Raw genomic sequence first — 14,508 nt, 5'->3', positions numbered from 1 at the left:
ACTTATTTTTTTAAAATGGCAGATTTTTTTTAAAAAAAGTCTACACATTTTTATTTATTTCGGCTATACTGTACTATAACAAGAGTGATTCAAATAAACTGTATTAATAAAGGGGGATTTTTATTATGTTAATGAGTCCAGTTGAGTTTTTTCGTACTTTGCAAAAAAAGGAATGTTCAGAGTGTGGTCAGCACATGGAGGAACAAGCAGAAAGTTACTTTATGGAATGTGACCGCTGTTTAGCTAAAAAAGAGGAATAGTTCAAAAAAACTCTCCATTTTTGGAGAGTTTTTTGATATTAACTCATTAATGATATCTACTGTATTCAATTTATTTCCGTTTTGGAGAGAATTAGGAAGGCATAAACCTTTTTAGAGAAGCAAACCCTTTAGATAAGGAGTTGAAATGAATGTTTAAAAAGGATGATTCTCGAACAGAACAAACCAGAGACCCTCTAAAAGAAACTTTTGCTGGTCGTACGAAAACTGTTTCAGGCGATTCAGTGGATAAACTTAGAAATCTTGAAGAAGCCAACACGTTAATTAGCGGAGATGAGATTCAACAGCAAAATGAAAATCTTTAGAAAGGCGGTTAAATTATATGGGAATGATTGATATAGCTAATGCTAAACTGGGTGATGAAGTTTATATTATTTATCGGAATCCTACTTTTCTAACTGCCGCAAAAATTAAAGCCGCCGAAATTGTCCAACATCCAAATAACCCTGATAACTTAGCGTTATATCTTAATGAGAAATTCCTTGACCTTGAAGATGATGATGCACTTTTTAGCAGCTCTGATGCAGCAAAAAAGGCATATGATACACATTTTTTTGATTTTGGTGAATAAGAAAAGACTGTCATTTATCTATGACAGTCTTTACAAATATATAAATTCTTAAATTTGCGGAAGTTCTCTCATTTCCTGTAACATTTCATTGCCACACATTGGGCAGAGTAAGTCATCTGCCACAAAATCTTTCCTCATCCAACCTATACACGCTTCATCTATACAAGAATAGATTTCAGTATCAACCAAGATTGTTTCAATTTCTTCTTCTTTAGCTCTTTTACCGTAAAAAATGGGAACCGCCTCCTTTTTTATTAGTATGCACAAAAAAGTGGCTTTTCATTTCCATAAATTCCATAGGAGTTGGAAAAATAATGTTTACAAATAAAAACCAATACACAATTGTTGGAACGGATATCGAAGAAGTTAAGAGGTTAAATAGCCAATCAGGCTTAAGTTATAATGAAGTTAAGAAGCTACTTGCAGAAATGTACCTTGATAATAAAAAAGAAAAGTAGAGATTTTTTGTATTTGAATTATGAAAAAACTAAGGCCTTCCTGATAAATGGAAGGCTTTAGTTTTTCTATATAAAATAAGGAATTAGATATGGTACGATAAACGAAATTAATAAGGCGGCAATTCCCATTGCTGCTCCAGCAACAGCTCCTTGGATTTCTCCCTCCTTGACTGCTTCAGCTGTGCCAATTCCATGTGCTATCGTCCCGATTGATAAGCCTCGAGCAAAAGGATGATGAATTTTAAACATAGTCAGAAGCTTTGGACCAAACATAGCTCCAATCATTCCAGTAAGAATAACAAAAGCAACGATGAGTGATACGTTAGCTTTTATTATTTTCCCTATTTCTGTTGCAACTGGGACCGTAACTGACTTTATCGTTAACGAAAGAAGTAGCATTTTAGAGAAATAGAAGCATTTAGCAATAACTAGGGCAGTGGTAATCGTTGTAAATGACCCAATTAAAAGTCCAACACAAGCAGCAACTCTATACTTTGCAATCAAATTCCGATTTTTATAGATTGGCACTGCTAAGGCTACTGTTGCTGGACCGAGCAGGTAAGTCATAATTTTTTTAGCAGGAATATATTCACGATAAGTAATATGTGATCCTACTAGCAGGATAATAATGATGAATGTACTTAAGAATACTGGGCTCGTTAAAGGGGAGGAATACTTTTGGCCAAACCCACGAGATAGTTTATAGACAACAATTGTTAGGAAAATACTATAAACTGTGATCATGATAATTCACTTTCACCTTTTCTTTTTTCATTATCACTGATTGGGTGGCCTTACCTGCCGATAAAAGTCCAATAAAAGTACTTGTTACAAGGACAAATAAGATAATGACGCCCTTATGTATGAAGATTGGCCCCAATGTCATTAATCCTACGGCAATAGGAATGAAAAAAAAGCTTAAATGTTTTAATAACCATGTGGACGCTACGTCTATTTGTTCGACTTTTATTACACCTGTCCAGAGTAAAACTAAAAGGAGTAGTATACCTATAACATTTCCTGGTATTTGCAAATGAAGAATTCGTACAATTTGATTTCCAATCTGATAAATCACAATTAATATCAATATTTGACTAGAAAATGCCAGTACTTTTTTCACTAAATCCCCCTCCTTTTCTCTGGAATAAAAAAGTACAATCGGCAATATTCTAAATTTTTTAAAAATATAATCAATAATACTACAGTATAAAGGAATCACTTTAAATTTGCACTAACTTTTGTTCACAAAATATCCATATCTTTTTTCGAATAACTTCTTTATCTTAATGGTAGGAGGGATACATATGAAAAAGATCTATTTAATATGCAGTCTTACTGTGTTTATTGGGATTGCAGCAGGAATTTCTTTCTTTCTCATTCGCGATGCAAATGCGAAAATACCTGCAGAAGTTACCTTGATAGACCAAAACGGGGATTCATATAATTTTGGTATGGATCATACCAAATTAAAACTTGTTGAATTCATCTACACTCATTGTCCTGATATTTGTCCAACAACCACCGAAAAAATGATTGACTTGAAAAAAGATTTTGAAAAGATTGGCGTTTTTGGTAAGGATATTGAATTTTTAACAATTACCATCGATCCATATCGAGATACTCCCGAGATATTAACTAGTTATATGCAGGGGTTTGAGATAGAGAATAACAAACAATGGTTATTCTTAACAGGAGACAAGCAAAACATAAAAAGGGACCGCCAAGAAATGAAAAAGGTTGCAGATGCGATGCAATTTCAATTTAAAGATCCTGGCAATGGTCAATTCATCCATTCAACCTTTACCTTCCTGGTTGATGAAAACAATAAATTCATCGACAAGTTTCCAATGGGAAAAGACTTTAATAAAAAAGAAGTTTATGACACAGTAATGGATAAATTAGACTAAACAAAAAAGCGATTAGTCCACTTGGGATTAATCGCTTTTTATTACTTTTTTTCTTTAATTCACGGATGAAGGGTATTTTTTTATTTGCTGTAAAGACAAAAGGTAATTAGACTTTGGTTTTGTTAAACTCGCTTTTATACCGGCCTTTTTTAACTTGTTAACGAGTTCAGACAGTTGATTCTTCGCCATATTTCTCACACCTTCTTTTACTTGCTTCATATCCCAATTCTACATCAAAAATATGAATAAAGTGTGAAATCGGAGAAATTTTTTTAGAAAATTTTTCTTTTAAAATGAACTTCGTCTGAAAGAATTCGCTCTTCTACTATTTTAATGGTATAATCAGTAGATATTTTGTTCTTGGAGGATGTTTTAAATATGATTACTGTAAGTAACGTAGGCTTAAGGTATGGAGACCGGAAGTTATTCGAGGATGTAAACATTAAATTTACACCTGGTAATTGCTACGGATTAATTGGTGCAAATGGTGCTGGAAAATCAACCTTTTTAAAAATTCTATCTGGTGAAATTGAAGCACAAACGGGAACTGTCCAGCTCGGACCAAATGAGCGGATGGCTGTGTTAAAACAAAACCATTTTGAATATGAAGAATACGAAGTATTAAAGACAGTTATTATGGGACATACAAGACTTTATCAAGTGATGCAGGAAAAAGATGCAATCTATATGAAGGAAAACTTCACAGATGAAGATGGTATGAAAGCTGCCGAGCTTGAGGGTGAATTTGCTGAATTGAATGGATGGGAAGCGGAACCAGAAGCTGCTATTCTTCTAAAAGGCCTAGGCATAGGTGAAGATCTTCATTATAAGAAAATGTCAGAGATCACGGGGTCAGAAAAAGTAAAAGTGCTGCTTGCACAAGCTTTATTCGGCAGACCAGACGTTTTACTTCTCGATGAGCCTACAAACCACTTAGATATCAAAGCAATTCAATGGCTCGAGGATTTCTTAATTAACTTTGAAAATACTGTCATTGTTGTATCCCATGACCGTCACTTCCTAAATAAGGTTTGTACACATATTGCCGATTTAGATTTCGGGAAAATTCAAGTTTATGTTGGTAACTATGATTTTTGGTATGAATCAAGCCAGTTAGCTTCAAGATTAACTTCGGATGCTAATAAAAAGAAGGAAGAAAAAATCAAGGAATTACAAGCCTTTATTGCACGCTTTAGTGCCAATGCCTCGAAATCAAAACAGGCTACTTCTCGTAAGAAGCTACTTGATAAGATTACGCTTGATGACATTAGACCTTCATCTCGCCGGTATCCTTTTGTTGGATTTACACCAGATCGTGAAATCGGGAATGATTTGTTACGAGTCGAAGGTTTAACAAAAACTATTGATGGTGTAAAAGTTCTTGATAACATTAGCTTTATCGTCAATAAAGGTGATAAAATCGCTCTTGTCGGAACAAATGAGGCAGCTAAGACAGTACTGTTTAAAATTCTAATGGGTGAAATGGAAGCTGATAGTGGTACCTTTAAATGGGGTATTACCACTTCACAGGCTTATTTCCCTAAGGATAACTCCGAGTATTTTGAGAACAGTGAATTAAACCTTGTCGATTGGCTTCGTCAGTTCTCACCTAAAGATGACAGCGAAAGCTTTTTAAGAGGATTTTTAGGTAGAATGCTTTTCTCTGGTGAAGAAGTACTGAAAAAAGCAAGTGTTCTTTCCGGGGGAGAAAAAGTTCGCTGTATGCTTTCTAAAATGATGTTAAATGGTGCGAATGTCCTCCTTCTTGATGAACCAACTAACCATCTAGACTTAGAATCGATTACTGCTCTTAATAATGGTCTAATTAACTTTAAGGGCTCGTTGCTTTTTGCGTCCCATGACCATCAATTTATCCAAACAATCGCCAATCGAATTTTCGAATTAACGCCAAAAGGCTTAGTAGATAAGCAAATGAGCTATGATGAATACCTTGAAAATGATGATATTCAGAAGCAAGTTGCACAGATGTACCAATAAATAATTAGACGGCACCCACGGTTTGTAACGTGGGTGCCTGTTTTATTAGCTTTTTTTCTGTTTTCTTCTTGATGATGGTTCAGTCCGTGAACCTGTTTCGGTTGTAGTTGTTCCCTGACCTTCTACTTGCGGGGAAGCCAACCCGATTGTCGATGGATCCTTTTTACGTTTTCCCATTTTTGTACACCTCCCCTATTAGTTTTTGAATGATTATAGCTACTTATTCCGAATAATTACGGTAAAGTTAGGCAAGATAATTTAGAGGAGGAGGTGTTTTGTATGGCAAAAATTGGTGTGGAACAATCTCTTGCACAAGTTCAACAGGCTTTACGTGAAAAAGGACATGATGTGATCGAATTAAAGCAAGAGTCGGATGCTCAGAATTGTGATTGCTGTGTGGTTACAGGACTAGATTCTAATGTAATGGGTATGCAGGATACCTTTACAAAAGGATCAGTTATAGACGCAAACGGCCTGTCTGCTGATGAAGTATGTCAACAAGTCGAAAGTAGACTACAATAATCAGGTTATTTTTCAAAGACTAAAGGATTTACTTTAGTCTTTTTTTTGTTTCTATTCTTTAATGATTAAATCAATTTGCTATAATGATTTATGAATGAAGATGTTTGAAAGGACGAATTACATGAAAAAAAAAGGTTTGATATGGTTTTTTATCGTAATTTTAGTGTTTCTGCCCGCATGTTCAACTAAACTTCCAGAAAAAGATATCAAGCAGGCTAAGAAAATTGAAATTACAATTTCTGCAGCGGTAAGCCTTGACAGTGCTTTAATGGAAATTAAGACGCAATTTGAAAAAACAAATAAACAAATTGCTATACTATATAACCTTGGAGGATCCGGTGCTTTAAAACAACAAATTATTCAAGGGGCCCCAGCAGATATTTTCATCTCTGCCTCTAAAGATCATTTTGAAGAACTAGCAATAAAGGGCTTAATTGATGAACAGAATCAAACGGATTTATTGAGCAACCAAATCGTATTAATTACAAATAAAAGCAAACCAGCACCGTTAACCAATTTTAAAGATTTGAATAAAAGCGGTATAAAGAAAGTGGCCATAGGGACTCCTGCAACTGTACCAGCAGGAATGTATGCAAAACAAACACTGCAGAAACTCGATATTTGGGACAGATTACAATCAAAAATAATTCAAACAAAAGATGTTCGCCAAGTACTTACCTATGTAGAGACAAATAGTGTTGATGCTGGTATCGTCTATATGACAGATCTAAAAGGTTCTGATAAAGTAAAGGTTGTTACTGTCGCTGATGAACAATCTCACGAACCAATTATTTATTCTGCAGGTATAATAAAGTCATCTGTTAAAAAGAAAGAGGTTTCCCTATTTTATGATTATTTACAAACTCCAACGGCACGAGCGATATTTAAAAAATATGGTTTTAAAGTATTGGATTGATCTTTTTGATGCAAAGTGAATTCTGGTCCCCCATTATTTTATCGCTAAAGGTTGCGTCTATTTCTGTTACCTTGGTGTTTGTGTTTGGAATCTTATTTGCTAGATTACTATCAAAAAGACTCTTTAGGGGAAAAATGCTCATTGAAATTTTTCTTTTGCTTCCTATCGTATTGCCCCCTACAGTGATCGGATTTTTACTGATATTCTTTTTTGGTGGGAATAGTCCGGTTGGATCAATAATATATAAACTATTTGATAGTTCCATTATGTTTACACCTTTTGCTGCAGTGATTGCTTCAACCATTGTTGCTTTTCCCTTAATGTACCAAACGGTAAAGATTGGTTTTCAATCTGTTGATAAGGGAATAGAAGAAGCAGCAAGAGTTGATGGTGCAAACGAACTGAATGTATTTTTACTTGTAACCCTGCCATTATCTACAAGATCAATTATTACGGGCCTTATTCTTAGTTTTGCAAGAGCACTAGGTGAATTCGGAGCAACCTTCATGTTCGCCGGAAATATTCCCGGAAAAACACAAACTGCTCCCACCGCCATTTATATAGCCATGGAATCTGGGAACATGAAATTAGCCTGGCTCCTTGTCATATCGATGATTATTATCTCATCCTTAATGTTACTTGCTACCAATGTAACACAAAAATAGCCATGAAAAGGTTTCATCCTTTTCATGGCTTTAATAGTAGAACTAGTACTTTTTAATAAATTTCTTCCTAACACCAATAAAAATTCCGGCAAATGCGATAATTACTATCCCATATATCGCATTAAAATGGGAAACCTGTTGTTTCTTCACACTAATTTTTTCACTTTTAGCGGAAACCTTCTCAGGAATTGGCTCCATATATTTTAGTGTTACTAACTGGACAACTTGTCCGTTATTATTTTTTATCGAAAGTTTTCCCTCACTATTTACCTCTTTAGTAGCTCCATTAATAGCCTCTGTTACTAAGGTATCCATTTCAGGACAAAATTCTTTATTATCCTTTTTAAAAATCTCACCTTGCTTTAATATTGAATGCTGAAAGTTCTTAAAACCATAATCAAACAAGCGAGCTGTATCATCATATTTCTCTCTTTGTAGTTCAGAATTTAAAACGACTGCTGTCAACCCTAATTTGGCATTTCTAGCTGTAGTAGCTAGAGTTTGTTTTGCCTCACTTGTATACCCTGTTTTGCCGCCAGTTATTCCTGGATAAGCTAACTCTCCTTTAAGCATGCGGTGGTGGGTTAGGATATTCGTTTTCCAAGATTGCCCCTCCCATTTGAGGACTTTTGTTCCAAAGATGTCAGCAAAAATAGGATTCTTAATTGCATAATTAGTTATTATTGCTAAATCCATTGCTGTCGTATAGTGGTTTTTATCAAACAAACCGTTGGGATTGATAAAATGGGTGTTCTTGACACCAATCGTTGATTTTAAATACCCATTCAAATGAACAGCAAACTGTTCGACACTTCCATCTAAATGTTCCGCAATTGCTACAGCTGCATCATTTCCGGAATTAATTAGCATGCCTTGGATCAATTTCTTTAAAGGGATCTTTTCCCCTTCATCTAAATATACCCTTGTTCCATCTTGTCTAACTGCATTACCACTAACAGTTACGATACTGTCCAAGTTTCCCTTTTCAATTGCATAGATTGCAGTTGCTATTTTCGTTAGACTTGCAGGGTACATTCTTTGATTGGCATTTTTCGCAAAGAGAATAGCACCTGTATCTGAATCTAACAGAACAGCCCCCTTACTTTTCAGTTCTATCGGACCATTTATTGCTGCAAAGGTGTTTAAATGGTTAGAACAAATAAGTAGTATAAAAATAATTACCGATATAAACTTTTTCAATAGATAACACCCAACTTTTACATTATTTCCTAATTAATATTACCAGATAGTTTTGCAAAATAATAGTTTCAAAATAGAAATTATAAATTAAAGTTCAATTATAGGAAAAAGAAAATCCGGCAGGTAACTCCCGCCGGTAATAGTTCTAATTTCTTTTTTTTGATATCAATAAAGTTATTTGAGCCATTATTAATGGTAATGATGATTTTCTGCGATAAGCCAAGTATTTAGGCTCCCAAATGTTTGTATATTTCTGCTTGAATTTTCTCAGACCTTGGAAATGATAAATAAAGTGTCCGTGCAGGAAAATTTGCGCAGCAATTTTCTCGCCTAGAAAAGAAAACCTTGATAATCCTACATTCGCAAGTGGGGCCATCCCCATATTAAAGCGGCCGTACCCTTGTTCCTTTGCCCAATCAAATAAACAGAGGAAGAGATAATCAACAGTACCGGATGATACTTTGGGTCTAAATCTCATTAAATCAACAGATATCGTCTGATAGTCATCGTAAACATACATAATGCTCATAAAGCCAAGTGTTTGCATATTTTCATCTTTTAAAATGGCAATCGGCGCCTTATTTAAATATTCTTCATCAAAGAACCCCAAAGAAAAACCCTTCTCAGTTCGCCCTAGAAGCCACTCATTAGAAATTTCTCTAAGTTCTTCCACCAGCCCTGGTGAAAATGGAGGGCCAACTACTTCAAAAGAATAGTTTGCTCGAGCAAATTTATTTCTTAATGTCCGTAAGCCCTTCATTTTGTTTCCTGAAAGGGAAAAATTCTTCAGATCAACAAACGCCTCTTCACCCAATTTAAAAAAAGCAAAGCCATGGCCGTGGAGATACGGAAGCATATCGTCACTTACCTGATAAAAAACAGGAGTAAAACCATGTAAATCGGCTATTTCTTGAAATTCCTCAATTGCATTTGATAATTCGTTTTTTTCCCCAATCGGGTCGCCGAGAATAACTAACTTGTCTGCATATTGTTGATAGGATAATAAAACATTCTTTTTACTGTTCCAAAAGATTAATTTGTCATGTAAAAAAATCAAATGGGAAAGTACCTTTCCATGATACCTGGTTAAATGTGCAATAATTTCTTTATCTCGACCATTGGACCTCTCCAATGACCACTTTTTAGGCAAGCTGATTAAATAGCCAAACATAAGTATTAATAAAGCAATGACAAGTCCTATAACAGCACTCGTAAATAAATCCCGATAATCGACAATAACATAAGGCAAAAGCTTGGAAGGGATTTCTATTTTTGAGATCGGCAGGTTTGCATACCCTATTAAGAGATACATTGCAGTAATCATTAGAATAATCGTAATATCAAAGATCGTTTTTCCCCAAGTCAGTACATAACTCTCACGATAAAATTGACCTTTTGACATCCTAAGTAAAAGGGCGACGATAATTAAAAATATCGCTTCCTCATAATCAATCCCTTTAAAAATAGAGAATAATGCCGCTAGAATTAGAGCGAACATTGTTAACTCATACGCTCTCTTCACACTATATTCAATTCCTCGAGATAATCCTAGTAACAAAAACCCTGCAGCCACCGATAATTGGTGTGATACGTTAATGATTGGAAACGATAAAAGCTCCTGGGCTACCTTTAGTCTGGACATAATTCCAGGGATACTTGCAGATAAAAGCAAGATTAAACCTGATAAAAAAACAAGCATCGTTAACAAGACATGACTAAATCCTTGGATAACAGCTTTAGGAAGATCATTCCAGGTTTGGTTCCATTTTTCCCAATAAAGCTTAACAAAGAATACAAGGCTTAAAAGGAATGGTAAAAAATAATACCCAATCCGGTAAAATAAAAGCAAAACAAGCACTTTTTCTTCGGGAATAAATAACTCTTGCATCCCCCAAATAAACACTAAATCAAAGGACCCTAGCCCACCTGGAATCATACTAATGATGCCTGCACAAGCTGCTACAATATAGACAGGAAATAGACTGTCTGCAGTAATTGAAATCCCTAAAATCCTGCATAAGATCAAAATTGCAAAAAATACCGCGAGCCATTCGATAATTGAAACCAAGATAAGCTTCAAAGTAATATTTTTACTTAATAGTGACTGACTGCCCTTATTTGACTTAATCATATGGATGATTATAAAAAGCGGTAAGTATAAACCGACCCCAAGAACTGCAAAATAGAGCCATCTTGTATCAACAAATAGTGGAAAATTTCGATGTTTTATAATAACGATCCATGATAAAACTGATACCCCAGTTAAATAAAATAAGGATACAGAAGCAATAACCCCCAAAAGCCTTCGCTTGTCCTGTTCAAGCTTATGAAAGAAGTACGTCCTTAACATTCCCCCTATTAATCCACCGAAGCCGATTAAATTTGAAAAGGAATTCGCAATGAATGATTGTTCCAAAAGATCCCGAATTGGGACTTTCAATTTTAATATCCTGACTAATATCACATCATATAGCAACATTGGTAAAACAGCGACAAAGGTGATTGCTATTATTAATAGAAGAAGTCCGATATTAAGATGATTTAGTTCATCCTTCAATAACTGCATATTTAAGTTTTGGGTGAATTTTTTTATTTCAATAATTGCAAAGATTAACAGTAACAACGGGAAAATAAATTTAGCGATTTTTAAAATCTTTTCTTTTCGAATCCCCAACAAGCTAACCACCTAATTTTTCAGCTAATTCAACCTAGTCTCCGCAAGTGTTCTTTAATTCCTGATTTTACTATAAACTTTTCTATAGGAAAAACAAAGAAATATTTCGTCACATTGCTGGATATTAATACTCATTGTAGACATTTTTTTAAATGTTCAACCATCGATAGAGGAAGAAGAGTAAAGAGATTTATTTATCAAAAGGAGTACAAAAATAATAAAAAAGAGACAAGTTTACTCACCTAATAGGCATATGAATAAAGTAGGACAAATATACGAGGGGGCAGCAAATGAAATTTGTAGTATTTAAAAAAGAAACACTACTATTTTTTGTAGCTATTGGTGTTGTACTTGTTTCGCTATCGGCATGGTTCATGTTAAAAGCTGGAGATACAACTGTCTTTAATCAGCAAGGAAAAGCAAATATCCGTGAAATTCACATGGTCACTGCGGAATTCAGTACAAAAATGAAAAACGGAAAAGAAATGGAGGCTTACCGCTGGGATCCTGGTACAGTTTTCTTAGAAAAAAATGAAAAAGTAAGGTTATTTATTAATGGAATTAACGGTGAAGAGCATCCTTTTTATATAGAAGGAACAAAAATAAAAGGGATAGTGAAAAAAGGAGAAGAAACCATTGTTCCGCTCCAGTTTGAAAAAGAGGGAACCTATCGTTTGATTTGTGAGGTTCATTCAGACCGTTCCCGAAATGGCCCAATGATTGCTTATATTGTGGTAGATTAACGCAGGAGATCTTTCTCCTGCTTTTTTTATTCCAATTGTAGTTCTGTTTTATTAATTAATACCATTAACAACTTGTTATTATTGGATTTTTTCTATATAACAGTTTGTCTGTTATCATTAATAATTATAGTACAGTTTATATTTTACAATCTAAATGTCAGAACTAATCAGCCTAGGATAATGAAAAATATCCCTTTAAATAAGACTTCACAAAACCTTAACAATTAGTTACTAATATGCGTACCTTTTTTCACAATATATCTGTTATACTCAATTCATAAAGTAAATACAAAAACTGTTATATAGATTTTATAAAAAATATGAGGTGAAATATGATGGAACAATGGAATGGATTTACCAAAGGTGCATGGTCAAATGAAGTTAACGTTCGCGATTTTATCCTAAAAAACTTTACTCCTTTTGAAGGAGATGACTCGTTCTTAGCTGGTCCAACTGAAGCAACCACTAAACTTTGGGATCAAGTAATGGAATTAACAAAGCAAGAGCGTGAAAATGGCGGAGTATTGGATATGGACACAGAAACCGTTTCTACTATTACTTCTCATGGTCCTGGATATCTTAATGAAGATCTTGAAAAAATAGTTGGTGTACAAACTGATAAACCTTTTAATCGTTCTATGCAGCCATTTGGCGGCATTCGCATGGCGAAAGCAGCTTGTGAGGCTTATGGTTACGAATTAAACCCTGAAATTGAAAAAATCTTTACTGAGTTCCGTAAAACTCACAACCAAGGTGTCTTCGATGCCTATACCGATGAAATGATGCTTGCACGTAAAGCTGCAATCATAACTGGACTTCCTGATGCATATGGCCGCGGTCGTATTATCGGTGATTACCGTAGGGTTGCCCTTTATGGTGTTGATTTCTTAATCCAAGAAAAGCAAAAGGATCAAAAGAACACAAGCAAAGTAATGACTGAAGATAACATGCGTCTTCGCGAGGAACTCGCTGAACAAATTCGTGCGTTAAAAGAACTGAAGGAAATGGCAAACAGCTATGGATTTGATATCAGCCTGCCTGCTAAAAATGCTGCTGAAGCATTCCAGTTTGTGTATTTTGGTTACTTAGCAGCGATCAAGGAACAAAATGGTGCTGCGATGAGCCTTGGTCGTGTATCAACGTTCTTAGATATTTACGTAGAAAGAGACTTACAAAACGGTACATTAACTGAAGAAGCCGCACAAGAAATTGTTGACCATTTTATTATGAAACTTCGTCTCGTTAAATTTGCACGGACACCAGATTATAATGAATTATTCAGCGGTGACCCTACATGGGTAACTGAGTCAATTGGCGGTATGGCAAATGATGGTCGTTCTCTTGTAACGAAAAACTCTTTCCGTTTCCTTCATACATTAGATAATTTAGGTGCTGCACCAGAACCAAACTTAACGGTTTTATGGTCACCGCAGTTACCTGAGAACTTTAAAAAGTATTGTGCAAAAATGTCAATCAAGACTAGCTCCATTCAATATGAAAACGATGATATTATGCGTCCAGAATATGGCGATGACTATGGAATTGCCTGCTGTGTATCCGCTATGGAAATTGGTAAGCAAATGCAATTCTTCGGAGCTCGTGCAAACCTAGCAAAAGCACTTCTTTACTCCATTAACGGCGGTGTTGATGAAAAATTAAAAATCCAAGTTGGACCACAATATCAGCCAATTACTTCTGAAGTATTAAATTATGAAGAAGTCATGCAAAAATTTGATCTTATGATGGAATGGCTTGCTGGTCTTTATATTAACACGTTAAATGTAATTCACTATATGCATGATAAGTACAGCTATGAAAGAATTGAAATGGCGTTGCATGACAGCAAGATCCTTCGTACGATGGCAACTGGTATTGCTGGTCTTTCCGTTGTTGCAGATTCACTTAGTGCCATTAAATATGGTGAAGTTAAGGTAATCCGTGATGAAAATGGTCTTGCGGTTGATTTTGAAACGAATGGAGACTTCCCTAAATATGGAAACAACGATGACCGTGTGGATGCGATTGCTGTTGAAGTTCTTAAAACCTTTATGAAAAAGCTTCGCAAGCACCAGACTTACCGTGACTCAGTTCATACACTTTCAATCTTAACGATTACATCAAATGTGGTATATGGTAAGAAAACTGGTAACACACCTGATGGCCGTCGTATGGGAGAACCATTTGCACCAGGTGCTAACCCAATGCATGGACGTGACACAAAAGGAACATTAGCTTCCCTTTCTTCTGTGGCAAAACTTCCTTACAACTATGCAATGGATGGAATTTCAAATACCTTCTCAATCGTGCCTAAAGCTTTAGGTAAAGAAGAAGAAAGCCAAGTGCGTAACCTAGTATCCATCCTAGATGGATATGCTATCAAATCAGGTCATCACTTAAATGTTAACGTCTTTAATAGAGAAACATTAATTGATGCAATGGAACACCCAGAACTTTATCCACAATTAACAATCCGTGTATCTGGTTATGCAGTTAACTTTATTAAATTAACAAAAGAACAGCAATTAGACGTTATTAATCGTACTTTCCACGAATCATTATAAAGCGGAATCGCCGAT

Annotated in this window: 17 protein-coding genes; 11 read left to right on the top strand and 6 right to left on the bottom strand. The window is 35.1% G+C overall.

Annotated features, from left to right (window positions below; translation table 11 throughout):
• Positions 1–125 precede the first annotated feature (125 nt).
• The 3 genes from yhfH (at position 126) to QF028_RS06700 (ending at position 849) form a co-directional block, all read left to right on the top strand.
• Positions 126–260 (top strand): protein YhfH, encoded by a 135-nt coding sequence (yhfH, locus tag QF028_RS06710; RefSeq protein ID WP_088088609.1) that lies wholly within the window; start codon positions 126–128, stop codon positions 258–260.
• 149 nt (positions 261–409) lie between these two features.
• Positions 410–583, top strand: a complete 174-nt coding sequence (locus tag QF028_RS06705; protein WP_214998369.1) for a hypothetical protein — start codon at positions 410–412, stop codon at positions 581–583.
• Positions 584–600: 17 nt separating this feature from the next.
• Entirely contained in the window at positions 601–849 is a 249-nt protein-coding gene (locus QF028_RS06700) for a transcriptional regulator SplA domain-containing protein (protein WP_214998368.1), read from the top strand.
• Between the two features lie 48 nt (positions 850–897).
• Here QF028_RS06700 and QF028_RS06695 read toward each other — a convergent pair whose 3' ends face one another.
• The gene (locus QF028_RS06695; RefSeq protein WP_251032777.1) at positions 898–1,116 is read right to left on the bottom strand and encodes a cold-inducible protein YdjO-related protein; all 219 of its coding nucleotides are present in this window, start codon (positions 1,114–1,116) and stop codon (positions 898–900) included.
• Between the two features lie 47 nt (positions 1,117–1,163).
• Here QF028_RS06695 and QF028_RS06690 point away from each other — a divergent pair, with 47 nt between their 5' ends.
• Positions 1,164–1,307 carry a hypothetical protein gene (locus QF028_RS06690; RefSeq protein WP_214998367.1) on the top strand — a complete coding sequence of 48 codons (144 nt, stop codon included), beginning with the start codon at positions 1,164–1,166 and terminating at the stop codon, positions 1,305–1,307.
• A 66-nt stretch (positions 1,308–1,373) separates the two neighbouring features.
• On the opposite strand, the gene QF028_RS06685 is transcribed toward QF028_RS06690, so the two are convergent.
• Entirely contained in the window at positions 1,374–2,051 is a 678-nt protein-coding gene (locus QF028_RS06685; protein ID WP_214998366.1) for an LrgB family protein, read from the bottom strand.
• Complete coding sequence (locus tag QF028_RS06680) at positions 2,035–2,427, bottom strand: CidA/LrgA family protein (RefSeq protein WP_429464581.1); 393 nt, start codon at positions 2,425–2,427, stop codon at positions 2,035–2,037. Before QF028_RS06680 ends, QF028_RS06685 begins: the two co-directional genes overlap by 17 nt.
• A gap of 184 nt (positions 2,428–2,611) precedes the next feature.
• Here QF028_RS06680 and QF028_RS06675 point away from each other — a divergent pair, with 184 nt between their 5' ends.
• Together QF028_RS06675 and QF028_RS06670 are read left to right on the top strand one after the other, a co-directional pair.
• Positions 2,612–3,214 carry an SCO family protein gene (locus tag QF028_RS06675; protein ID WP_429464580.1) on the top strand — a complete coding sequence of 201 codons (603 nt, stop codon included), beginning with the start codon at positions 2,612–2,614 and terminating at the stop codon, positions 3,212–3,214.
• 378 nt (positions 3,215–3,592) lie between these two features.
• Complete coding sequence (locus QF028_RS06670; RefSeq protein WP_214998363.1) at positions 3,593–5,212, top strand: ABC-F family ATP-binding cassette domain-containing protein; 1,620 nt, start codon at positions 3,593–3,595, stop codon at positions 5,210–5,212.
• 45 nt (positions 5,213–5,257) lie between these two features.
• Here QF028_RS06670 and QF028_RS06665 read toward each other — a convergent pair whose 3' ends face one another.
• Complete coding sequence (locus tag QF028_RS06665) at positions 5,258–5,389, bottom strand: YuzL family protein (RefSeq protein WP_168244763.1); 132 nt, start codon at positions 5,387–5,389, stop codon at positions 5,258–5,260.
• A 102-nt stretch (positions 5,390–5,491) separates the two neighbouring features.
• Here QF028_RS06665 and QF028_RS06660 point away from each other — a divergent pair, with 102 nt between their 5' ends.
• The 3 genes from QF028_RS06660 (at position 5,492) to modB (ending at position 7,315) form a co-directional block, all read left to right on the top strand.
• A complete protein-coding gene (locus tag QF028_RS06660; protein WP_026563751.1) occupies positions 5,492–5,734 on the top strand; it encodes a YkuS family protein in 243 nt (80 codons plus the stop codon).
• A gap of 121 nt (positions 5,735–5,855) precedes the next feature.
• A complete protein-coding gene (gene modA / locus QF028_RS06655; protein WP_429464579.1) occupies positions 5,856–6,650 on the top strand; it encodes a molybdate ABC transporter substrate-binding protein in 795 nt (264 codons plus the stop codon).
• Positions 6,651–6,658: 8 nt separating this feature from the next.
• Positions 6,659–7,315 (top strand): molybdate ABC transporter permease subunit, encoded by a 657-nt coding sequence (gene modB, locus QF028_RS06650; protein ID WP_429472213.1) that lies wholly within the window; start codon positions 6,659–6,661, stop codon positions 7,313–7,315.
• Between the two features lie 42 nt (positions 7,316–7,357).
• On the opposite strand, the gene QF028_RS06645 is transcribed toward modB, so the two are convergent.
• The gene (locus QF028_RS06645; RefSeq protein ID WP_429464578.1) at positions 7,358–8,515 is read right to left on the bottom strand and encodes a D-alanyl-D-alanine carboxypeptidase family protein; all 1,158 of its coding nucleotides are present in this window, start codon (positions 8,513–8,515) and stop codon (positions 7,358–7,360) included.
• A gap of 145 nt (positions 8,516–8,660) precedes the next feature.
• Positions 8,661–11,189, bottom strand: a complete 2,529-nt coding sequence (mprF, locus tag QF028_RS06640; RefSeq protein WP_429464577.1) for a bifunctional lysylphosphatidylglycerol flippase/synthetase MprF — start codon at positions 11,187–11,189, stop codon at positions 8,661–8,663.
• Positions 11,190–11,479: 290 nt separating this feature from the next.
• On the opposite strand from mprF, the gene QF028_RS06635 reads away from it, so the two are divergent.
• Together QF028_RS06635 and pflB are read left to right on the top strand one after the other, a co-directional pair.
• Complete coding sequence (locus tag QF028_RS06635; protein WP_214998357.1) at positions 11,480–11,932, top strand: cupredoxin domain-containing protein; 453 nt, start codon at positions 11,480–11,482, stop codon at positions 11,930–11,932.
• A 335-nt stretch (positions 11,933–12,267) separates the two neighbouring features.
• Complete coding sequence (gene pflB, locus QF028_RS06630) at positions 12,268–14,493, top strand: formate C-acetyltransferase (RefSeq protein ID WP_429472211.1); 2,226 nt, start codon at positions 12,268–12,270, stop codon at positions 14,491–14,493.
• The last annotated feature ends 15 nt before the right edge of the window (positions 14,494–14,508 follow it).

Origin of the sequence: Neobacillus sp. B4I6 (assembly GCF_050434045.1) — a bacterium.
GTDB lineage: Bacteria > Bacillota > Bacilli > Bacillales > Cytobacillaceae > Neobacillus.
This window is presented reverse-complemented; position numbering and strand designations above follow the sequence as displayed.